General features: G+C 53.5%; 22 protein-coding genes. 14 read left to right on the plus strand and 8 right to left on the minus strand.

The window, feature by feature from the left end:
• Positions 1 to 6: 6 nt before the first annotated feature.
• Positions 7 to 1,842, minus strand: coding sequence for a dihydroxy-acid dehydratase (gene ilvD, locus JW499_RS14885; protein ID WP_205211351.1), 1,836 nt, complete (start codon positions 1,840 to 1,842; stop codon positions 7 to 9).
• Positions 1,843 to 2,049: 207 nt separating this feature from the next.
• Here ilvD and JW499_RS14890 point away from each other — a divergent pair, with 207 nt between their 5' ends.
• From JW499_RS14890 to JW499_RS14920, 7 genes are all read left to right on the plus strand, one after another.
• On the plus strand, positions 2,050 to 2,304 hold the full coding sequence (locus tag JW499_RS14890; protein WP_205211352.1) for a hypothetical protein: 255 nt from the start codon (positions 2,050 to 2,052) through the stop codon (positions 2,302 to 2,304).
• Entirely contained in the window at positions 2,297 to 2,962 is a 666-nt protein-coding gene (locus JW499_RS14895) for a Crp/Fnr family transcriptional regulator (RefSeq protein ID WP_205211353.1), read from the plus strand. The genes JW499_RS14890 and JW499_RS14895 overlap by 8 nt, the downstream gene beginning before the upstream one ends.
• Positions 2,963 to 3,069: 107 nt before the next feature.
• The gene (locus JW499_RS14900) at positions 3,070 to 3,267 is read left to right on the plus strand and encodes a YgaP family membrane protein (RefSeq protein WP_091354786.1); all 198 of its coding nucleotides are present in this window, start codon (positions 3,070 to 3,072) and stop codon (positions 3,265 to 3,267) included.
• A gap of 185 nt (positions 3,268 to 3,452) precedes the next feature.
• On the plus strand, positions 3,453 to 4,001 hold the full coding sequence (locus JW499_RS14905) for a glycine zipper 2TM domain-containing protein (RefSeq protein WP_205211354.1): 549 nt from the start codon (positions 3,453 to 3,455) through the stop codon (positions 3,999 to 4,001).
• Positions 4,002 to 4,030: 29 nt separating this feature from the next.
• Entirely contained in the window at positions 4,031 to 4,336 is a 306-nt protein-coding gene (locus JW499_RS14910) for a PepSY domain-containing protein (RefSeq protein WP_205211355.1), read from the plus strand.
• A gap of 34 nt (positions 4,337 to 4,370) precedes the next feature.
• On the plus strand, positions 4,371 to 5,063 hold the full coding sequence (locus JW499_RS14915) for a response regulator transcription factor (protein WP_091354792.1): 693 nt from the start codon (positions 4,371 to 4,373) through the stop codon (positions 5,061 to 5,063).
• Positions 5,060 to 6,409, plus strand: coding sequence for an ATP-binding protein (locus JW499_RS14920; RefSeq protein ID WP_205211356.1), 1,350 nt, complete (start codon positions 5,060 to 5,062; stop codon positions 6,407 to 6,409). Before JW499_RS14915 ends, JW499_RS14920 begins: the two co-directional genes overlap by 4 nt.
• A 59-nt stretch (positions 6,410 to 6,468) precedes the next feature.
• On the opposite strand, the gene argA is transcribed toward JW499_RS14920, so the two are convergent.
• From argA to JW499_RS14940, 4 genes are all read right to left on the minus strand, one after another.
• Positions 6,469 to 7,806, minus strand: a complete 1,338-nt coding sequence (gene argA / locus JW499_RS14925) for an amino-acid N-acetyltransferase (protein ID WP_205211357.1) — start codon at positions 7,804 to 7,806, stop codon at positions 6,469 to 6,471.
• A 2-nt stretch (positions 7,807 to 7,808) separates the two neighbouring features.
• Positions 7,809 to 8,960, minus strand: coding sequence for an acetylornithine deacetylase (argE, locus tag JW499_RS14930; protein ID WP_205211358.1), 1,152 nt, complete (start codon positions 8,958 to 8,960; stop codon positions 7,809 to 7,811).
• 110 nt (positions 8,961 to 9,070) lie between these two features.
• On the minus strand, positions 9,071 to 10,336 hold the full coding sequence (locus JW499_RS14935; protein ID WP_205211359.1) for an inorganic phosphate transporter: 1,266 nt from the start codon (positions 10,334 to 10,336) through the stop codon (positions 9,071 to 9,073).
• Positions 10,337 to 10,383: 47 nt separating this feature from the next.
• Complete coding sequence (locus JW499_RS14940) at positions 10,384 to 11,064, minus strand: TIGR00153 family protein (protein ID WP_205211360.1); 681 nt, start codon at positions 11,062 to 11,064, stop codon at positions 10,384 to 10,386.
• A gap of 286 nt (positions 11,065 to 11,350) precedes the next feature.
• Between JW499_RS14940 and glnE the strand changes: the two genes are divergently transcribed.
• On the plus strand, positions 11,351 to 14,248 hold the full coding sequence (gene glnE / locus JW499_RS14945; protein WP_205211361.1) for a bifunctional [glutamate--ammonia ligase]-adenylyl-L-tyrosine phosphorylase/[glutamate--ammonia-ligase] adenylyltransferase: 2,898 nt from the start codon (positions 11,351 to 11,353) through the stop codon (positions 14,246 to 14,248).
• Positions 14,249 to 14,391: 143 nt separating this feature from the next.
• Here glnE and JW499_RS14950 read toward each other — a convergent pair whose 3' ends face one another.
• Positions 14,392 to 14,976: a Fe-Mn family superoxide dismutase gene (locus JW499_RS14950; RefSeq protein ID WP_205211362.1), complete on the minus strand. Its 585-nt coding sequence runs from the start codon at positions 14,974 to 14,976 to the stop codon at positions 14,392 to 14,394.
• 295 nt (positions 14,977 to 15,271) lie between these two features.
• On the opposite strand from JW499_RS14950, the gene JW499_RS14955 reads away from it, so the two are divergent.
• Complete coding sequence (locus JW499_RS14955) at positions 15,272 to 15,553, plus strand: hypothetical protein (protein ID WP_205211363.1); 282 nt, start codon at positions 15,272 to 15,274, stop codon at positions 15,551 to 15,553.
• A gap of 90 nt (positions 15,554 to 15,643) precedes the next feature.
• On the opposite strand, the gene nudE is transcribed toward JW499_RS14955, so the two are convergent.
• Positions 15,644 to 16,186, minus strand: a complete 543-nt coding sequence (gene nudE / locus JW499_RS14960; protein ID WP_205211364.1) for an ADP compounds hydrolase NudE — start codon at positions 16,184 to 16,186, stop codon at positions 15,644 to 15,646.
• A gap of 68 nt (positions 16,187 to 16,254) precedes the next feature.
• Between nudE and yrfG the strand changes: the two genes are divergently transcribed.
• The 4 genes from yrfG (at position 16,255) to JW499_RS14980 (ending at position 20,090) form a co-directional block, all read left to right on the plus strand.
• Positions 16,255 to 16,905 carry a GMP/IMP nucleotidase gene (yrfG, locus tag JW499_RS14965; protein WP_205211365.1) on the plus strand — a complete coding sequence of 217 codons (651 nt, stop codon included), beginning with the start codon at positions 16,255 to 16,257 and terminating at the stop codon, positions 16,903 to 16,905.
• Positions 16,906 to 17,331, plus strand: coding sequence for a ribosome-associated heat shock protein Hsp15 (gene hslR / locus JW499_RS14970; RefSeq protein WP_205211366.1), 426 nt, complete (start codon positions 16,906 to 16,908; stop codon positions 17,329 to 17,331).
• A 99-nt stretch (positions 17,332 to 17,430) separates the two neighbouring features.
• A complete protein-coding gene (gene hslO / locus JW499_RS14975) occupies positions 17,431 to 18,303 on the plus strand; it encodes an Hsp33 family molecular chaperone HslO (RefSeq protein WP_205211367.1) in 873 nt (290 codons plus the stop codon).
• 239 nt (positions 18,304 to 18,542) lie between these two features.
• Complete coding sequence (locus JW499_RS14980) at positions 18,543 to 20,090, plus strand: phosphoenolpyruvate carboxykinase (protein ID WP_205211368.1); 1,548 nt, start codon at positions 18,543 to 18,545, stop codon at positions 20,088 to 20,090.
• 268 nt (positions 20,091 to 20,358) lie between these two features.
• Here the strand turns inward: JW499_RS14980 and ppx are convergent, their stop codons facing one another.
• A complete protein-coding gene (gene ppx, locus JW499_RS14985; protein WP_205211369.1) occupies positions 20,359 to 21,873 on the minus strand; it encodes an exopolyphosphatase in 1,515 nt (504 codons plus the stop codon).
• A 176-nt stretch (positions 21,874 to 22,049) separates the two neighbouring features.
• Between ppx and trxA the strand changes: the two genes are divergently transcribed.
• On the plus strand, positions 22,050 to 22,376 hold the full coding sequence (gene trxA / locus JW499_RS14990; RefSeq protein ID WP_091354828.1) for a thioredoxin TrxA: 327 nt from the start codon (positions 22,050 to 22,052) through the stop codon (positions 22,374 to 22,376).
• Positions 22,377 to 22,457 lie beyond the last annotated feature (81 nt).

Raw genomic sequence — 22,457 nt, forward strand, 5'->3', positions numbered from 1 at the left:
GGCGGATTAATCTTCCAGTTTGGTCAGGTCCCGTACTGCACCTTTGTCTGCAGAGGTTGCCAGCAGTGCATATGCCTTCAGTGCAGCAGATACCTGACGGGGCCGCTGTTCCGCAGGTTTCCAGCCCAGTGCATCCTGCTCGGTCCGGCGCTGAGCCAGCTCTTCATCGGACAGCAGCACGTTGATCGTCCGGTTAGGGATATCGATGCGGATACGGTCGCCGTTGCGCACCAGACCGATGGCACCACCTGCTGCGGCTTCCGGAGACACGTGACCGATAGACAGGCCCGATGTGCCGCCGGAGAAGCGGCCGTCGGTTAGCAGCGCGCACTCTTTGCCCAGCCCTTTCGACTTGATATAGGAGGTTGGGTAGAGCATCTCCTGCATGCCCGGGCCACCTTTAGGACCTTCGTAACGGACGATAACCACATCGCCCGCCTTAACCTTGTCATCAAGGATATTGGCGACCGCTTCATCCTGAGATTCCGTGATGTGGGCCGGGCCTTCGAACACCAGAATAGAGTCATCGACACCCGCGGTTTTCACCACACAGCCATCCAGGGCGATATTGCCACGCAGTACTGCCAGGCCGCCTTCCAGAGAGAATGCATGTTCCAGCGAACGGATACAGCCGTTGGCACGATCACCGTCCAGGGTGGGCCAGCGGGTGGCCTGACTGAAGGCGGTCTGGGTTGGGATGCCAGCAGGGCCCGCCTTGTAGAACTCCATCACTTCTGCCGATGGGTTACGCATGATGTCCCACTTATCCAGCGCGTCTTTCATCGTGGGAGCGTGTACCGTAGGGGCATCGGTATGCAGTTTTCCGGCGCGGTCCAGTTCACCCAGAATCGCCATGATACCACCGGCACGGTGGACATCTTCGATATGGTATTTAGGCGTATTAGGAGCCACTTTGCACAGCTGAGGGACGCTCCGAGACAGACGATCAATATCGGTCATGGTGAAATCGATCTCAGCTTCCTGAGCAATCGCCAGCAGGTGCAGAATGGTATTGGTTGACCCGCCCATGGCGATATCCAGTGTCATTGCGTTCTCGAAGGCTTTAAAACCAACGGAGCGTGGCAGCAGTGAAACATCGTCCTGCTCATAATAACGCTTTGCCATCGAGACAATGCTGCGACCGGCTTCCAGAAACAGCTCTTTGCGATCTGCGTGGGTAGCCACAACAGTACCATTGCCGGGCAGCGCCAGTCCCAGCGCTTCCGCCAGACAGTTCATGGAGTTTGCGGTGAACATCCCGGAACAGGAGCCACAGGTTGGGCAGGCAGAACGCTCAACGGCATCAACCATCTCGTCGGAAGCATCAGGGTCAACCGCCATCACCATCGCATCAACCAGATCCAGTTTATGCTCAGACAACTTGGTTTTACCGGCTTCCATCGGGCCGCCAGAGACAAAGATAACCGGGATGTTGAGGCGCATAGCGGCCATCAGCATCCCCGGAGTGATCTTGTCGCAGTTGGAGATACACACCAGTGCGTCGGCGCAGTGAGCGTTGACCATATACTCAACGGAGTCCGCGATAATATCCCGGGATGGCAGAGAGTAGAGCATGCCATCGTGGCCCATAGCGATACCGTCGTCGATAGCAATGGTATTGAACTCTTTGGCTACGCCGCCAGCCTTTTCAATTTCACGGGCGACCAGTTGGCCCATATCCTTCAGGTGGACATGGCCCGGAACAAACTGAGTGAAGGAGTTGGCGATAGCGATGATCGGCTTCTGGAAATCGTCATCCTTCATCCCCGTGGCGCGCCAAAGTGCGCGGGCACCGGCCATATTTCGACCTGCGGTTGAGGTCTTGGAGCGATATTGTGGCATGCACAGATCCTCTGCGGCTGTAGTGGATTTTTGTATAAGACCGCGGATTATAGCAAAACTCTCCGCGGGAATATCTAACAATCCATTTTATCAGGGGCAGGTTGGGGTATGAATTGCGGTTTACCCGCATCCGGACGGCCATAACGGGCTATTGTTTAGCGCAGTAAAAACGTATTCTTAGAGGGAATCTGATTCCGGGAGGCGTTAATGGTTATAGATAAAAAACAGATCCGTTCTGATCGCTGGCTGAAAATGATGATGCGTACCGGTGTACCGGTGGCTATTGTGAGCATTCTCTGTCTCTGGCTGGGGCAGTTAATGGCATCGCCAGCGCTGGGGAGTGTTTTTCTGGTGACCATGCCGATCGCGCTGCTGATCGGGTTTATGTACAACATTCGATACGTGATGCTGGCGTTGCGCGCCCGGCGTCAGGCGGCAGACAGCACCTCCGATCATGAATGACCTAACCCTGCTGACCGATCAGTTTCCACTGCTGCAGCAGCTGGATGAGGTCGGACTGGCAATCCTCAGCCGGGCGCAGCGAGTCCAGCTGCCGGCAGATCAGGTGGTGTTTCATCAGGGCAGTGCCTGCACTCACTTTATTATTGTCGTTTCCGGTGTGGTGAAGGTGCTGGGAAGAAACGCCAATGGCCGGGAGCTGGTACTGTACCGGATCGAAAATCAGGGCTCCTGTGTACTGACCACCTCCTGCTTGCTGGGGGCTGAGGATTATCCTGCGGAGGGGATTACCGAGACCGAGGTGACTGCATTTCTGATCCCTCTGTCTGAGTTTCAGCGGGCGATTGCCGAATCGGAAGGGTTACGGCGATTTATATTTGATTCCTACGGTGAGCGGCTGGCAAAGCTGATTGGCCTGGTGCAGGAGATCGCTTTTGAACGCATCGAAAAGCGACTGGCCCGCTATCTGATTGAACATGTTGGTCCTGGCTTTGTGTTGTTACGCTCCCATCAGGAGATCGCCGACGAGCTGGGCACCGCCCGTGAAGTGGTTAGCCGGCAGTTGAAACAGTTTGAGCAGAAAGAGTGGGTCGCCCTGAGCCGTAATCAGGTGCTGTTTCTGAATAAGAGCGCGGTTAAACGCGCGGCAAAAGAGAGCTAAGTAAAAAACAGAGTGCGATCAGCGCCTTCAGTGTGACTTTGTCACAGACAGAGTTCACTATTAGACTGATAATACCCCCAAACCTGAATAAACCTGAGGATGGAAAAATGGAAAAGAATATCGGATCTGTTGATAAAGCGGTACGTATTCTGGTTGGTCTGGTACTGATTGCACTGGTGTTTGTGGGACCTCAAACCGTTTGGGGATGGATCGGTGTACCGGTGATCGCGATCGCCCTGTTTGGCTGGTGTCCGCTATACCGGGTGCTGGGTGTCAGTACCTGTAAAAAGTGCTCAGCTGAGTAAGCAACCAGCAGCGCGACTATGATGCATTAAACCAACCGGCCCCTCTGGCCGGTTTTTTTATGTCCGCAAGCCGCAGTGTAAAGATAGGTAAAGCGGAAAAGGATAGCAGATAGTTCAGGATCGGTTCAGTCCTGTGGCACGACAATAGGCTACATACTCCAGAGAACAGAGATGGGAGAGTAGTCATGAAAAAGATCATTGCAGGCAGTCTGATACTATTGGGACTTGCGTCCGGAATGGCTCAGGCGGACCCCCGCTTTAAAGAGAAAAGGCATCACCAGGAATTCGCCAGGGTGACCCATGTTGAACCGATTGTGGTGCAGACGGAGCGTCGCATCCCCCGCCGTGAATGCTGGGAGGAAGATGTGCGTTACGAAACCCCGGCTCATCACCGTAAATCTTACACAGGGCCTATACTTGGCGGTATTATAGGCGGAGCGATCGGTAACGAGCTGGGCGCAGGCCAGGATAACAAGAAGGTGGGCGCCGTTGTCGGGGCCGTGCTGGGGGCATCCATCGGTAACGATATCAGCCGTAACAGTCACCATCGTGGTAACAACGTTGAATATCGTACTGAAACACGCTGTAACGTTCAGCACGATATTGAGTATTATGAGCGGGTAACCGGTTATAAGGTGACCTACCGCTATAATGGTCAAACCTATCAGACCCGTATGGATCATGATCCGGGTGATCGGATCCGGGTACGCGTCAGTGTTAGTCCTGTTTCCTGATTTAAGCTGTAAATGAATGGGTGATAATAATGTTCAGAACGTTCTCATATACACTCCTTGCCCTGCTGATGGTAACGACTGCGGCGACTGTTGCGGCGGCGGGGGTGGCTGAGACCCGCGCTGAATTCAGAGTAGAATCCATGGTTTTTGCCGCAAACCGGGTGTCCCTGCAACAGGCAGCGGCCACTGCCAGGCAGAATCATGGGGGCAAAGTTGTAAAGGCGGAAACCCGGAATCGCGGTGGGCGAATCGTGCATTTTATCCGGCTGATCAATAATGGCCGGGTAAAAACCATTATGATTGATGCCGAGACTGGTCAGGAACTAACGCCTTAAGGGTAACCGCCATCCACAGGAATGGAGTGACAGAATGAAACTGTTGGTAATAGAAGATGATATGGATCTGCGTCGTCAACTGGTGACGGCCCTGAATGATAGCGGCTATACCGTTGAAGAAGCGGAAGATGGTGAAGAGGGGCTCTACCTGGGCAGTGAATTTCCGTATGATCTGGCGGTTGTCGATATCGGCCTGCCAAAGCTGTCGGGGGTTGAGGTGATTCGCCGCTGGCGTAAGCAGGATATTAACTTCCCGGTCATTATTCTGACCGCCCGGGGTGACTGGCAGGATAAAGTCGAAGGGTTGGAAGCGGGGGCCGATGACTATCTGGTTAAGCCTTTCCATATTGAGGAGCTGATGGCCCGGCTGAACGCCCTGCTGCGCCGGGCGGCGGGTCATGCCAAGCCGATGCTGGAGTTTGGGCCGTTGAAGCTGGACAGCAGTGGACGTAATGTTTATCTCAATGACAGCTCAGTTAAGCTGACCAGCTATGAATACAGAACACTGGAATATCTGATGCTGAATGCCGGCAAGGTGATCTCCAAGAGTGAACTGACCGAGCATCTGTACCATCAGGATTTTGACCGTGACAGCAACGTGCTGGAGGTGTTTGTCAGACGGCTGCGACAAAAGCTGGATCCGGATCAGTCTCTCCAGCCCATTGCCACCGTGCGTGGACTGGGATATCGCTTTGATCTGCCTGCCGGAGCGTCAAATAACGCATGATGCCCCGTGCTCTTCGTGCTCGTCTGCTACTCGCTTCACTTCTGTTGTTGCCGGTATTCTTCGGCCTGACAGGATTTGCCCTGCAGCAGGCGTTTCACCACAGCCTGGAAGCGGCCGAGGAAGAGCGGCTGAAGCTACAGGTCTATCTTATTCTGGGGGCTGCAGAGCTTCAGGGTGATCGTATTATGATCCCCGATAGCCTGCAGGAGCCCCGCTACGCTCAGGTCGAGTCGGGTCTTTACGGCTTCCTCCATGACAGCAAGGATATGCTGGTATGGTATTCAGAGTCTGCCAAGCTGATCTCCGATGCACTGGTCGAACAGCTAAAAGTGGATGGACTCAATACCGGTGATTCACGTTTTTATCGGCTGCCGGAGCACGGTGTATTTGTCTATCAGTTTGCCCTGTTGTGGGAGATTGCCGGGCGTGAACATAACTATGTGTTCACGGTTCTGGAGTCCGATAGCCAGGTAAAAACCGAGCAGAAAGCCTTTAATGCCCAGCTATGGGGCTGGCTGGGCGCGGCGATTTTTCTCTTTCTGCTGGTTGAAACGGCGCTGATCCGCTGGGGGCTGAAGCCGCTGACCCGGCTGGCAGGAGACCTCAAGCGCATTGAGCTGGGGCAGAGCGATAGACTCACCGGTGAATATCCTACAGAGGTTCAGGCGGTTACCGATAACTTCAACCTGCTGATCAGTAATGAACGTCTGCAGCGGGAGCGCTATCGCAACACTCTGGGAGATCTGGCCCATAGCCTGAAGACCCCGCTGGCGGTGATCCGGGGGGCCCGGCAGGAGCGTCTCAGTTTTGACGAGTATCAGACCCTGGTAACGGATCAGGCGGGGCGGATGGATCAGATCGTACAGTATCAGCTGTCCCGGGCCGTGAAGAGTCAGGGGCGGACCCTGGCAAAGAAAACCCCGGTTGCGCCGATTATTGAGCGGATGGTTACCGCCTTGAATAAGGTCTACCGGGATAAAAACATCGGGGTGGCGCTGAGCCTGGACGGTGAATATCAGCTGCCTGCTGATGAGCGGGACCTGATGGAGTTGCTGGGTAATATTCTCGAAAATGCCTATAAATATGGCCACAGTCAGGTAGCGGTCTGTTTCAGTAATGGCGCAGGGATGTTGCAGATCGATATCGCGGACGATGGGGACGGCATCTCTCCCGGGTTGCGTCAGACTATTCTCAAACGCGGTGAGCGGGCCGACACTTCCGCTCCGGGGCAGGGGATCGGCTTGTCGGTTGCCGTGGATATTCTCAGTAGCTACGACGGCGAGCTGGAGATTGGCGAGTCGACGCTGGGTGGGGCCCTGTTCACGATCAGGATGCCGCTGAATTAACTCCGTCGCGCGGGTGCCGGTTTGCCCGGTTAATCAGGCCGGCCCCTTTCCTGCTAACGTCAGTCCAGCGGCTTAACAAAGGCCTTGGAGTTTCGTTGATAGTTATACATCTCCTGCTTTTTATTCGGCAGACTGCTGATTGTGGCAGGTTCAAAACCCCGCTCAATAAACCAGTGGGCGGTGCGGGTGGTCAGGACAAACAGCCGGGTAAGGTGCTGTTCGCGGGCCGCTTCCTCAATCGCCCTCAGCAGTTTCTCGCCCCGGTCACCGCCGCGATATTCCTGAGATATCGCCACACAGGCCAGTTCGCCGATCTGTTCTTCCAGGAATGGGTAAAGCGCAGCACAGCCAACGATAGCACCATCCAGCGCAACCACCGTAAACTGATTGATCTCGGCTTCCAGCAGTTCTCTGGAACGACGCACCAGAATACCGGCTTCTTCCATCGGCCTGATAAGCTCCAGAATACCACCCACATCCTCAATCGTAGCGGCCCTTACCTGTTCGTAAGAGTGTTCAATCACCATGGTGCCGATACCGTTACGACTGAACAGCTCGGACAGTAGTGCCCCATCTTCCCGATAGCTGATCAGGTGGCTGCGGGCCACCCCATGCCGGGAGGCTGTCACCGCCGCTTGCAGATGGCGACAAAGTTCCGATGGCACCTGATCGGGCGAGCTGTGCTTTGCCATATACTGGTTGACCAGGCGTTCGGCGGTATCGGCCAGCAGCTCAGAGCGCAGTGCCTCGGTACTGTCCCGCACGCCGCCATCTTCACCAAACAGAATCAGTTTGTCGGCATCCAGGCTGATGGCAACCTGAGTGGCAACATCCTCAACGGAGAGATTAAACACCTCGCCGGTGGGGGAGTAACCCAGATGGGACAGCAGCACAATATTGTTGATATTCAACTGTTGCCGTATCGCATCCTGATCGACCCGGCGCACCTCGCCAGTATGGCAAAGGTCCACGCCGTTGTAGACTCCAACTGGTCTGGCGGTGACAAAATTGCCGCTACAGACCCGGATTTTGGCGCCATGCATGGGGGAGTTGGCCAGCCCCATTGACAGTTTCGCCTCGATTTCGATGCGCAGGCTGGCAGCGGACTCTATAACGCAACGCAGCGTCTCTGTATCGGTGACCCGCAGGTGGTGGTGCACCCAGTCTTCAATATTCTGTTGTTCAAGTTTGGCTTCGATCTGTGGGCGTGAGCCGTGCACCAGTACCAGTTTGACGCCAAGACTGTTCAGCAGGGCGATATCGTGAATGATATTGGCGAAATTGGGGTCGGCAAGCGCTTCCCCTCCCAGCATCAGGACGAAGGTCTTCCCCCGGTGGGCGTTGATATAGGGGGAACTGTGACGAAACCAGTTTACGTATGGGTTATCATTAATCACGATTAAAAACAGTACCTTGCAATCAGTTGTTCCAGTACCGCTACTGTAGGCTTAATCTGATCAAAAGCCAAATATTCATCGGGCTGATGGGCCTGATCAATTGAACCCGGCCCCATGACGATGGTATCCATCCCTAATCCCTGTAAAAACGGGGCTTCAGTACCAAAGGCAACCGCTTCGGCCTGATAGCCGGTCAGTTTTTCCGCGGTACTCACCAGTTCAGAGTGCTTGTCGTTATGAAATGGGGGCAGTCCGGGAAACAGTGCCTCGGTGATGATCTCTACACCAAATTGTTGTTCCAGGGGGTGTAAGCGCTTGCTTACCGCTTCGCGCAGGTTCTCTGGAGACATCCCTGGCAGTGGCCGCAGGTCATACTCCAGCTCACAGGCGCCACAGATACGGTTAGGGTTGTCGCCACCATGGATGCAACCAAGATTGAGAGTAGGGACAGACACTGCAAAATCATTGTTTTGATAATCTCTCTGTAACTCCTGGCGAAAGCTGATCAGCTCGCCCAGCACGGAATGCATGGCATCCAGCGCACTGGCACCCAGGGTGGGATCTGAAGAGTGGCCTGCGCGCCCCTTGATGCGCACCTGCTCCATCATGACCCCTTTATGCATGTAGATGGGCCGCAGGCTGGTAGGTTCGCCAATGACTGCATAGCGGGCTTTTGGCCGGCCAGCTTCGGCCAGTGCCCGGGCACCGCTCATGGAGCTCTCTTCATCAGCCGTTGCCAGAATGATCAGCGGTTGCTGCAGTGGTTTATCGACGAACTGGCGGGCCGCTTCAATTGCGACAGCAAAGAAACCTTTCATATCGCAGCTGCCCAGGCCATAGAAACGGCCATTTCTTTCGGTCAGCTTGAACGGATCACTGTTCCACAACTCAGCATTAAATGGCACGGTATCGGTGTGGCCCGACAGCACCAGCCCGCCGGGACCACTGCCCAGGGTGGCGATCAGGTTCGCTTTTCCCGGGTGTCCCGGTACTGGCATCACTTCGGTGCTGAAACCCAGATTGGATAGCCAGGCTTCCAGTTTTTCAATCACACCCAGATTGCTCTGGTCCCAATGTGCTGCGGTGCAGCTGACTGAGGGCGTGGCGATCAGTTCTGTGAGCATTGTCAGCAGGTCAGGTGTGGAGGGTTGCATAGCGGTATCCGATTCTTATTGAGTTATCTCCATATTGTGCAGCTTTCAGCAGAAATAAAAAAGGCGACCCTTGCATGATCGCCTTTAATTCATCTGGTGCAGCGGCTCTGTTAACTAAAGATGCCCTTGAGGATAAAGAAGATCACGATCGACAGGAATGCCCCTGCCGGCAGCGTCACCAGCCAGGAGATAAAGATGGTTCCGACCACCTGCAGATTCAGGGCAGAGAGGCCCCTTGCCATACCTACACCCAGAACCGCACCCACCAGAGTGTGGGTGGTTGAGATCGGCAACCCGGTGCCGGAGGCGAAGACTACCGTTGACGCTGCCGCCAGGGTTGCTGCAAAGCCCCGGCTGGGGGTCAGTTCGGTAATATTGTTGCCCACCGTCGCGATAACCTTATGGCCATACATCACCAGACCAGCGACGATACCACTACCACCCAGAAGCAGAATCCAGACCGGCATCGCCGACTTCTGGGCTACTTCCCCGGCGGAGTTCACGACCCCTACCACTGCTGCCAGCGGGCCGACCGCATTGGCAACGTCATTTGAACCATGGGCAAATGCCATCGCGCAGGCGGTGAACATCATCAGGACACCAAACACTTTTTCAACACTGGCGAAGTGGTAGTCAACATTATCTTCAGCCCGGGCATGTATTTTCCGCAGCATCAGCATACCGATGATCATGGTAACAAAGGCGATGCCGATAGAGATCATGGCGCTGTTGCCAAATCCGGGATTCAGACCGATATGTTTCAGTCCCTTGGTAAAGGTCACCATGGAGATCATAAAGCCGACGACGAAAATGTAGGCAGGAACGTATTTTTTGGCGTTTTTGAAGGGGTGTTCGGTATCGAGAATCAGTATCTGTACGGTGCGGTAGAGGAAGAAAGCGATAAAGCCGGCGGTCAGTGGCGAGACGACCCAACTGGCAACAATTTTACCCACCTTGCTCCAGTGCACCGCGTCCACCGAGATGCCGACTGCGGCAAAACCGACGATTGCGCCGACGATTGAGTGGGTGGTGGAGACCGGCCAGCCCATCGCGGTGGCGATCAGCAGCCAGATCCCCGCCGCCAGCAGTGCTGATAACATGCCGTAAACCAGCAGTTCCGGTGATCCGGAGAGAATCGCCGGATCAATAATTCCTTTGCGGATTGTTGCGGTGACCGCGCCACCGGCCAGGTATGCACCGGCAAATTCAAAGACGATTGCGATCAGAATCGCCTGTTTCAGGGTTAAGGCCTTGGAACCTACCGAGGTTCCCATCGCATTTGCGACATCGTTTGCGCCCACACCCCAGGCCATAAAAAATCCAAACACACATGCCATGATGACCAGGATGGAGCCATAGTCCGCAATGATGCTCATGATAACTACCTAATTTTTAAGATTCAGAGAAAATTTATTCGCAAGCTTTACTTGGCTAACAACAATTGCAGGCGGCTGCCCACCTGTTGCGCCTTGTCAGCGAGGTCACCGATCCAACTGATAATCTGATAGAGGAACATCGCATCAATCGGATGCAGCTCTTTCTCTACATCAAACAGGGATGAACGCACTTCGCGCTCCATCTCATCGGCATCGTGCTCCAGATCATCGAGGTCGTGGATCATCTGTTCGACAACATCGACTTCATGGCCACGGAAGCCCGCGGTGATCAGTTCATCGAGCTCATTCAGCGCCATCAGCGCCTGACCCGAGGTCTTCAGGGAGGACCGGACATACTCTGAGACAGCCGGTTGAATCTGTATCGGAATCAGCATTTTGCGACCCAGTATCAGGCCCGCAATATCTTTTGCCCGGTTGGCAATCTTGTCCTGCATGCGCAACAGTTCAAGCAGATCGGTACGGGGAACCGGTAGAAACAGACTGTTGGGGAGATTCATACGGATCTCCTTTTTCATGGTGTCTGCTTCACCTTCCAGCACCGCAATGCTGTGTTGAATTTCACTGGCCTTTTCCCAGTCTTCAGCCATCACCGCATCAAAAAAGGGAATCAGCTGGATAGCGCAGGAGTGAGCCTTTGCAATATGTTCCTGCATTGGCTGAAAAGGGGATCGTGCAAACATCTGCATAATCGGGTTGTTAGTCACCATAGAATCACCGGTATTCGTGCAAATTTTGCGCGAGTATACGTTGGCAGCTCACGTATTTGTAGTCAAAATGAAACATAAGTGTAACCAAACTGACGCCAATGGTGTTGTCTTTGCTCAATATATTGTCACTCTGGCCTTATAACATGCTGATTTTTGGTTTTTATTCAGGGGGATTTGATAATTGTTAAGCTTTTATTACAGTCGCTTTGTCGAGATAGCAGTCGTGTGAAAAAACGCTTTTTGGTAAGCTGACAGGATAGATCGGTCATCGACAGAGTACCCAGATATGCTCAGCCAGTTAATAAAAAATTTACCGCCTCTGATTCAGCCCTGTGCCGCACTGAATGTTGAAAAATGTTCCGGCTCACTGGAACACCTCAGTGATTCTGAAACCGGTTTGCAGCAGGCGTTGATCCGGGTTCTGGCGGGCAGCGATTATGTCGCAGATCAGTTGAGTCGCCATCCCCGGCTGCTGGATGATCTGTCAGGTAGCGGTGATCTGTTTAGCGCTTATCCCGCTAATACTTATCAGCAGCGGCTGGAACGCCGTCTGGCCGAGGTGGACAGTGAAGAGCAGCTGCATAGCGTGCTGCGCCAGTTTCGACAGCGTGAAATGGTCAGGATTATCTGGCGCGATCTGACCCGCGCTACGGATATGCGCGGCACCACAGCAGATCTGTCTGCACTGGCGGATGCCTGTATCGATCAGACGCTGACATGGCTTTACGATGATTGCTGCAGCAAATGGGGAACACCGCACTCGACTCCCGCGGACGGCAGCCCTGCACAGCCGCAAAAACTGGTGGTGCTGGGGATGGGTAAGCTGGGTGCCTATGAACTGAACCTGTCCTCGGATATCGATCTGATCTTTGCCTACCCGGAAAAAGGGATGACTGAGGGAGGTCGGCGGGTGCTCGCGAATCAGGACTTTTTCAGCCGGCTGGGGCAGAAACTGATTCAGGCGCTGGACAGTATCACCGCTGATGGCTTCGTCTTTCGTACCGATATGCGCTTGCGTCCCTATGGCGCCAGCGGCCCGCTGGTCTGCAGCTTTCCCGCGATGGAGGAGTATTACCAGAATCAGGGGCGGGACTGGGAGCGCTATGCGATGATCAAAGCCCGGGTGGTCGGTGGCGATCAGTGCGCGGGTGCTGAGCTGCTACAGATGCTGCGGCCCTTTGTTTATCGCAAATATATCGACTTCAGTGCGTTTGATTCGTTGCGCTCGATGAAGGAGATGATCAATAAAGAGGTGCGCCGTAAAGGGTTGCACGGCAATGTAAAACTGGGTGCCGGCGGCATCCGGGAAGTGGAGTTTGTTGCCCAGGCGTTTCAACTGATCCGCGGGGGGCGTGATCCCCGGCTCCAGCAGCGCGAGTTACTCAATATTCTGCCACTGTTGCCAGAAACCGTTGGTATCCCTGAAACAGCGGCCAATGAACTGATCGAGGCTTATACCTTCCTGCGTAATACGGAACATGCGATTCAGGCCGTCGCCGACCGGCAAACCCAGGAATTACCCGCCGATCAGGTAGGGCAGGCCCGCATTGCATACAGCATGGGGTTTGATCACTGGGACAGTTTCCTGGCGGAACTGGAGCGTCAGCGTGACCGGGTCACCCGGCATTTTGCCGATGTGATTGCCCCGACTGAGGCGGCTCCCCACAGCGCAGGTCAGGCCAGTGACTGGCTGCAGCTCTGGAATAGTGAGTTTGATGAGGCCGAAGGTGAGTCGTTTTTTGCCCGGCACGGCCTGGATGACCCACAACAGGCCAGGAAAGCGTTCAATAACCTGAAGAGCAGCCGTTCAGTACAGGTGATGCAGGCTGTTGGCTATCAGCGCTTGCAGGCGGTGCTGCCAAAGCTGATGGATGAGGTGGTGGCCGTCGAGAACTCCGCGGAAACCCTTGAACGGGTGTTGCTACTGATTCAGGCTGTTATCCGGCGCTCCTCTTATCTGGTGTTGCTGGCGGAAAACCCCGGCGCGATGCGCCAACTGGTTCGTTTGTGTTCTGCCAGTGCCTGGTTCAGTGAAACTCTGGCCCGGCAGCCGGTATTGCTGGATGAACTGATCGATCAGCGAAGCCTCTATTCGCCCCCCTCTAAGGAAGCGTTGCAGTCGGACCTGCGTCAGCAGTTGCTGCGTATACCGCAAGAGGATGAAGAGCAGTTGATGGATACCTTGCGCTATTTCAAAAGCGCCCATGTGCTGATCGTCGCCGCATCCGATATTACCGGCGTACTGCCTCTGATGAAGGTCAGTGACTATCTGACCTGGCTGGCGGAAGTGATTCTCGAGGAGGTGCTGGAGATCGCCTGGCGGCAACTGACAGAAAAGCATGGTGTACCGCTGAAAGCATCGGGGGTGTCTTGCGATCCTGACTTTATCATTGTCGGATACGGCAAGCTGGGGGGGATCGAGCTTTCCTATGGTTCGGACCTGGACCTGGTGTTTGTCCACGATGCCGACGCCAGTTTATTCACGCCGGGCCATAAACCGATCGCTAACACCGTCTTTTTCACCCGCCTGGGGCAGAAAATTATTCACATCCTTAATACCTTTACCACCGGCGGTCATCTTTACGAAGTGGATATGCGCTTACGACCATCCGGTAACTCGGGTTTGCTGGTCAGCTCGCTCAAAGCGTTTTCTGAATATCAGCAAAAAGAGGCCTGGACATGGGAGCATCAGGCGCTGGTGCGGGCCCGGGTTATCGCGGGTTCAGAGTCGCTCAGACAGCGGTTTGAGCAGGTCAGGGCAGAGGTGTTGTCGCAACCGCGGGAACAGGGCGAGCTGACGGATGAGGTGGTGAAGATGCGGGAAAAAATGCGCGAGCATCTGGGCACCGCAGAAAAAGACGCGCAGGCGTTGTTTAACCTGAAGCAGGATCGCGGTGGTATTGTCGATATCGAGTTTATTGTGCAGTACAGTGCGCTGGCCCACTCACACCGATATCCGCAACTGATTGAATATACCGATAATATCAGAATTCTGGATGCCATGGAGCAGGTCGGTGTGATCCCTGCGGATGATGCCGAGACGCTTCGGGAAGCGTATAAAAAGTATCGCTCTGTGGGACACCGTCAGGTGCTGCAAAATCGCTCAGGGCCGGTGAGTCCGGATGAGCTGGAGGATTGTCGGGAGGCCGTCATCCGCATCTGGAATAGCCAGCTTAACGGCTAACGGCGGTTGCAGCCCGTTTTTTCCGGTGCTCTGCAATGGCTTATACGAAAAAAAACTCCGGCTGACTGGCCGGAGTTTTATGATCGGTTTTCGTTTCCCCTCGGCGAGAGTTACTTCGGGGTAACGCAGCACCGGATTTTCTGTTATGCCGCGAAGTTCTGGTTAACGAAGTCCCAGTTGACCAGCGCCCAGAAACCTTTCAGGTAATCCGGACGTACGTTGCGGTAATCGATGTAATAGGCGTGTTCCCACAGATCAACCGTCAGCAGTGCAGTCTGACCATTGGTCATCGGCGTGCCAGCGTTGCTGGTGTTAACGATCTCCAGGGAGCCGTCAGCGTTCTTCACCAGCCAGGTCCAGCTTGAACCGAAGTTGTTCACCGCTTTATCGTTCAGTTCTTCCTGGAATGCGGCAAAAGAGCCCCATTTAGCGTTGATCGCGTCTGCAATAGCACCGGTTGGTTCACCACCGCCGTTTGGCGACAGGCAGTTCCAGTAGAAAGTGTGGTTCCAGATCTGAGCTGCGTTATTGAATACGCCGCCAGCAGGCGCTGACATGATGATCTCTTCCAGAGATTTTCCTTCGTATTCGGTGCCTGGTACCAGACCGTTCAGCTTCACAACATAGGTGTTGTGGTGTTTGCCGTGGTGGAAGTCCAGGGTTTCGGCGGAGATGTGAGGTTCCAGTGCATCTTTGGCGAATGGCAGTGCTGGTAGTTCAAAGCTCATGATTAATTACCTTTTAGTGTCAGGTTCAGCATAGATTGTGAAACTGTTATATAAACCAGAATATTTATATAGGGTCTTTATTGTAATATTTCAAGCGTTGTTGACCCGTTGGAGGGGAATCATAACACCCTTATTTCACCTTTTCATCGCTTGTAAATCCTTGTAGAAACGAGGGAAATTAAGTGCCAGCCCCCCCTTCTCAGACTAAAGTTAGCTGACAGATGTTACGGAACTGTTAGAATCGGTCTCCTTAAACGGATCACAAATAATAGAACAACACAGGCGATAACGGGTTATGGGTAAAGTGTTTCTCTGGATTGCAGCGGTGCTGCTGGTGGTATTTACCGTGAAAACTCAGTATCTGACATCAAAGACCTGGGAGCCTTTTAAGCAGGGCTGTATGGCAGGTGGGACTGCAACAGAGGAGCAGTGTAGTTGTCTGTCGAACTATGTGCATAAGCACTTCAGTGATAATGAGGTGGAGCAGATTATGAAGGGGACAATTACCGATCCGGCGATGCAGCAGAAAGTCGAGGGCATTGTCCGGGTTGGCTCCAGAGAGTGCAAGAATCCTTAAACCGCTCCTGCCAATCTCTGCGCTGGCTGCTTGAATGGCCGCCGGAGGGCCGTAACGGATATCCCGGCGGTTGTGGAAGGGATAATAGTTCTAGTCCGCCAGTCGCTGTCGTACCATATAGAGTGCGGCGATGGCGCGGCCTTCGGAGAAGTCATCGCGGCTGACCAGCTCATCCAGTCGGGCCAGCGGCCAGCGAATGACCTCCATCTCCTCGGGCTCATCACCCGGCAGACGGCAGGGGAATAATCCTTCAGCCAATACCGCGGTAATTTTGTGCCCCATATAGTTGGGGGCCGAGGTCATCTGCTTGATCAGGCTTAACGCTTCGGCACCAAAACCCGCTTCCTCTTTGAGTTCGCGGTTAGCCGCCTGCAGAGCGTCTTCTCCGGGATCGATCAGCCCTTTGGGCAGGGTTAGCAGATAATCTTCCAGTCCCACGGCGTACTCTTTTATCAGCAGCACATTCTGGTCAGCATCAATCGCCACAATCATCACTGCCCCGCGGCCACGGGTAGCCAGTCGTTCGTAGGTTCGCTCGACGCCATTAGAAAAACGTAACTCGATCTCTTCCACCTGAAACAGTCGGCTCTTAGCGGTGGCAGTTACCTTCAAAATATCCGGTTTTACAGGCATACTGGATTGTTCCTCGTCAATCAGTGACAAATCTGACGTAATACTAACCCGCAACCCTGACTTTTTATATGGATTGGACGAATATTGATACGGTGCTTCTGGATATGGATGGCACTCTGCTTGACCTGCATTTTGATACCTATTTCTGGCTTGAGCATCTGCCGGTGCGCTATGCACAGATGCATAGAATGGATCAGAATGAGGCGCAACAGTGGTTACATGCGCGCATTATGCAGGAACAGGGCACGCTCAACTGGTACTGTCTTGATTACTGGTCGAAGGAGCTGAAGGTCGATATTAAAGCGCTGAAGCGGGAGATCAGCGACCGGATTGCGTTTCGTCCCCATGTTCATGATTTCCTGCTACATCTTGACGCGCTGGGTATTCGTCGGGTGATTGTCACCAATGCGCATCAGGACAGCCTGGCGCTGAAGCTGGAACAGACCGGTCTGGATAAGTTAGTTGATCGGATTATCTGCTCGCACGATTATCAGATTCCTAAGGAGCAGCAAGCGTTCTGGCACCGCTTGCAGGAGGATGAACCCTTTGATCCGGCCCGCACCCTGCTGGTGGACGACAGCCTGCCGGTATTGGCCTCTGCCCGCGAATACGGCATCGCCTGGCTGTTGAGTATTCTCCAGCCGGATAGCCAGCAGCCCGAACGTGAGATTACCGATTTTAATGCAATCGGCCATTTTAATGAGTTGATGAAGAGATAGATGAGTAAACACAGTCATAGTAAACAGGGTTCCGGTAAACAGAGTGATACAGACTCACAGGTCCGGTTGGATAAATGGCTCTGGGCGGCCCGTTTTTTTAAAACCCGCAGCGCAGCGAAAGAGGCGGTCGAGGGGGGTAAGGTGCATTATCAGGGGCAGCGGGCTAAATGTAGCCGCACTGTCGAGATTGGCGCCAAACTGGTCATTCGCCAGGGATTTGATGAAAAGACTGTCATTGTGATGGCAATTTCCGGCCAGCGGCGTGGGGCACCTGAAGCGCAACTGCTGTATCAGGAGACCGAAGAGAGTATCAAAAGCCGCGAAGAGCATGCTGCGGTGCGTAAAATCATGCGCGGTAATGGCGCACCGGATCACCGCCCCAATAAAAAAGAACGGCGCAAGATTATCCAGTTTAAGGATCGCTAGCATTACGCTGCATATGCTAATATCGGTTTTTTGCCAGCGTGATTTTTGCTGGTAATGGCAGCTATATTTAGATCAAAAAAATGGGTTTCAGAGAACATAATGAGCAGTTCTGATCAGCTTCAGCGGGTTATTTTTGAAGAGGCGGATATCCGCAGTGTATTGGCGGGCCTCGAGCAGAGTTATCAACAGGCAATCGCAAAGCATAACTACCCTGCGCTGATTAATCGTCTGCTGGGGGAAATGATGGCGGCGGTGAGTCTGCTCAGTGCCACGCTTAAATTTGATGGGCGGCTACTCCTGCAGGCCCAGAGTAATAACCAGGTCAAGGTGCTGATGGCTGAATGCAATCATCAGCGAGATCTGCGTGCTATCGCCCGTTTTGATGGTGAACTGCCGCAGCAGGCAGAGTTTTGCGAACTGCTGCAGGGTGGTCAACTGGTTATCACGATAGAACCGGATCAGGGCAAACGCTATCAGGGCGTGGTGCCGCTGGAAGGGGCACGACTGAGTGAGTGTCTGGAGGCTTATTTCAGCCGTTCTGAGCAGCTGCCGACACAGATCCACCTGGCGGCGGATGAACAGCGGGCCGCAGGCTTTCTGTTGCAGGTGATGCCTGCCAAGGGTGACTCTATGACCGATTGGCAGCATTTCAGCTGTCTCGGTGCCACGCTCTCCGATGAAGAACTGCTGCAGCTGGATAATGACACCATTATTCGCCGCCTGTTTCATGAGGAAGATTGTCGTTTGTTTGATCCGGAATCTCTGCAGTTTAAGTGCGATTGCTCCCGCAAGCGTACCGGCGATGCGTTGCGTTATATGACCCGGGAGGAGCTGGAACAGATCGTTCGGGAGGAGGGCAGCATTGAAGTCAGTTGCCAGTTCTGTAACGAATTGTACCGTTTTGACCTGGCTGATATCGCGATGATGTTCTCAGACAGCGCCAATATTGAAGGGTCTGATCAGCTTCACTAATCCGACCATTTTTATAAGCTATTGTTTTAAGGTCTGTTTTTATTCGGATCAGCGAGGTTTTCTTTTGCCGTCAAGAAATCTCCTGGCCGATGGTGTTTTGCCGGCTTTTTTGACATAATACGCCTCCTTATAATAACGGCCCCGTTGACTTTCCGGCAGGAAATTTCAAGAACAGGGGCTATCAGGCAGCTTTATCAGGTAAATTACTTTTTTTGGCTAGAAGCCAAGGGAATCAAGCAATGAGCAAAGAAACCGTGAACACTGTACACGAAAATTTGAGCCCGGCTCAGCTAGTTGAAAAAGCCATCCAGCGTGGCGAAGGCGTTCTCGCTGACACAGGTGCGCTGGTTGTCAAAACTGGCAAGCGTACAGGTCGTTCTCCGATGGATCGTTTTATCGTTGAAGAAGCCAGTACATCCGATGAGATTCATTGGGGACCTATCAACCGTCCGTTTGATGCAGACAAATTTGATGCATTGTGGGCTCGTGTTGAGGAATATCTGGCGGCTCGGGAGCATTTCGTATCCAACGTTCATGTGGGTTCCGACACTAATCATTACCTGCCGGTTTTGATGACCACAGAGACTGCATGGCAGAATCTGTTTGGTCAGAATCTGTTTATCCGTCCAGCAGAGTTTAATCCGAAGTCTAAAGAAGAGTGGCAGGTTATTAATGCCGCCAGCTTCGAATGTGACCCTGAGCGTGATGGCACCAATAGCGACGGCTGTGTGATTATCAACTTTGCCAAGCGTAAAGTGTTGCTGGCCGGTATGCGTTATGCGGGTGAGATGAAGAAAGCGATGTTCTCTGTACAGAACTTCCTGCTGCCTGAAAAAGATGTGCTGCCGATGCATTGTTCCGCAAACGTCGGTGAAGATGGCGATACCACTCTGTTCTTTGGTCTGTCCGGTACCGGTAAGACCACCCTGTCTGCAGACCCTGAGCGTTACCTGATCGGTGATGACGAGCATGGCTGGGGGAAAGGCGTTGTCTTCAATCTGGAAGGCGGTTGCTACGCAAAAACCATCGACCTGAGTCAGAAAAACGAACCGATTATCTGGGACGCTATCCGTTTCGGCGCGATCGTCGAGAACGTAACCCTGGACGAAAAACGTACCGCAGATTACAGCGATACTTCACTGACTGAAAATGGTCGTTGCGCCTACCCTCTGGAGCACGTTGAAAAACGTACTGAAGAGAATAAGGGCGGTGAGCCGAAGGCGATTGTCTTCCTGACCTGTGACCTGACCGGTGTTCTGCCACCTGTGTCTATCCTGTCTAAAGAAGCAGCGGCTTACCACTTCCTGTCTGGTTATACCGCACTGGTTGGCTCAACTGAGATGGGTTCAGGCGGCGGCATCAAGTCGACCTTCTCTACCTGCTTCGGTGCACCATTCTTCCCGCGTCCGGCCAGCGAATATGCTGACCTGCTGATCAAGCGTATCGAAGAGTTCGGCAGCCAGGTTTATCTGGTAAATACCGGCTGGACCGGCGGCTCTTACGGCACCGGATCACGTTTCAATATCCCGACCACCCGCGGTATTATTGCTGCGATTCAGAGCGGCGCGCTGGTCGATGTTCAGACCCAGCATCTGGACGGTATCAACCTGACAGTACCTACCTCTGTACCGGGTGTTGATTCTGCACTGCTGAATCCACGTGATACCTGGGCTGACAAGGGTGCATACGATGCTACGGCAAAAGACCTGATCGGTCAGTTCACCAGCAACTTCACCAAGTTTGAAGGTGTGGCTGAAGCAATCATCGCCGCAGGCCCACAAGCCTGAACGCAGATTGAATGAGAAAAGGCTCCTTCGGGAGCCTTTTTTGTTTTAGAGCAGTTGCTAGTGGTTAGACGCGGCTGCGCCGCTCGCTAGTCGCTAGAAAAAACGTTCTTAATGTTTTGTGCGGTGAGGGCTTGCTTTGCACTTTGTAAGTGATTTTTGCAAAGGCGCAAATTCAAAAAACAAAAGCTCCAAACCACTCCGCATCCGCTCTTCCTGGCCACTAGCAGGCGCGTAGCGCCGTTCTGGCAAGCGGCGAAGCCGCGTCTAGTTACTTAAACGCCAGTGTGTACCCCGCATTCGCCAGATATCCCGCTTCCTGCTCCAGATCTGCCTGGGTGAGCGGTTGGTGGCTGAGCCAGTTGTCCGGGAAAACCAGAGTCAGTTCGTTGTCCTCTGCGGTGAGGTGGAAGGCGGGCAGGCGTTCACGGCTGCGGCTGCGGTTGAGTACAAACGCCAGTCTGAGCAGTATGGTCAGGCGGCTATAGTGCTTCGCCTCCCGAGGCAGTAGCTGATCAAAGGTGGCGGTCGGAAACTTGCGCCGGTGCCCCTGTACCACTGCGGCCAGCTGGATCTGCTGTCGCTTGGTAAATCCCGGCAGGTCTGAGTTCAGTACCAGGTAGGCACTGTGTTTATGGTATTGGCTATGGGCGATGGTCAGTCCGGTTTCACAGCAGCGTGCTGCCCAGCTGAGCATATTGTGATATTCAGTGGTATCCAGCTTCCAGCTCTCCCGCACCTGGGTCAGGGCGATCAGGGCGGTCTGTTCAATCCGCATCGCCTGTTCCTGGTCTACCCGGTAACGCTGCATCATCGCATTGATACTGCGTTCACGAACATCCTCGTGGCGCAGGCGGCCGGCCATATCGTACAACAGGCCCTCCCGCAGTGCGCCTTCGGAAAAGCGGATCTCTTTGATGCCCAACGATTCAAAGGCTGCGGAAAGGATAGCGATACCGGCGGGGAAAACTGAGCGGCGATCCTCTTTTAAACTCTCAATATCGATCTCATCGACATGGTTGTAACTGAGTATTTTATCTTTCAGTTGTTGCAGTGCCGATGCGCTGACTTTATCGGTTGCATACCCCAGAGTGATGCAGGCGTTGCGCACCGCCTTAATGGTGCCGGATGCGCCGACACAATCATCCCAGCCCAGTTGCCGATAGGTGCGCTTGATGGTCAGCAGCTCCCGCAGGGCGCCAAACACCGCCAGCTGGAAGTTCTTTTCGGTGATTATTCCATTGGGAAAGTAACGGTTACTGAAGCTGACGCAGCCCATCTCAAGGCTTTCCAGTTCCAGCGGTTCAAAGCGTTCACCAATAATAAACTCGGTGCTGCCGCCGCCGATATCGATCACCAGCCGGCGGCCGTTATCACCCGCCAGGGTATGGGATACCCCCAGATAGATCAGCCGTGCTTCTTCAATACCGGCGATGACTTCGATTGAGCACCCCATGATCTTTTCGGCTTCGAGAATAAAATCGTCACTGTTGGTTGCTTCTCTCAGGGCATTGGTGCCGACGATTCTGATCTGCTGATCGGGTATATCCCTGACCCGCTGAGCAAAGCGCTCCATACACTCCAGTCCCCGCTGAATCGCCTCCGCTGTCAGCATGCGGTTTTCATCAAGTCCGGCAGCGAGCTGAACTTTTTCCGATAACAGATCGATAGGCTGTAATTCGCCCTGAACGAGTTTTGCGACTACGATATGAAAGCTGTTTGAGCCCAGGTCGATGGCAGCCAGCAGCGAATGCTCGCCAGGGCTGGTGGTAGTTTCCTGATTCATGTGCGTATGCTTCAAAATAGAGAATAGGGCTATCTTAACAGATATATGTTACTGATTAGAGAGAATACACCGGATATTGATGTCTGTGGCGTTCCCTGCTTATTCACAACCGTTTAATGACAATGGTATGATCGGTAACTATTAATATTTAGTGAATCTCACTGCAGAGGCTTTTTATGAGTGAAAATATTGTTAACGTGACCGATGCTTCCTTTGAAGATGATGTTTTAAAAGCTGATGGTCCGGTACTGGTTGATTACTGGGCCGAGTGGTGTGGTCCATGCAAAATGATCGCACCCGTGCTGGAAGAGATCGCCAAAGATTACGCAGGCAAGCTGAAAGTTTGTAAGCTGAATATCGATGAGAATAACGAAACGCCGCCAAAATTTGGTATCCGTGGTATTCCGACACTGATGCTGTTTAAAGATGGCAACGTTGAAGCGACTAAAGTGGGTGCGCTGTCCAAGTCGCAACTGGCAACCTTCATTGAAGAGAGCATTTAGACGCTGAATGTGGGCCTGTGGCTTGTAAAAAACGCAGGGAGTGACCGGGATCATGGTTTGCTCCCTGATTTACTGGACTCT

The sequence above is a fragment of the Amphritea pacifica genome (genome assembly GCF_016924145.1).
Lineage (GTDB): Bacteria > Pseudomonadota > Gammaproteobacteria > Pseudomonadales > Balneatricaceae > Amphritea > Amphritea pacifica.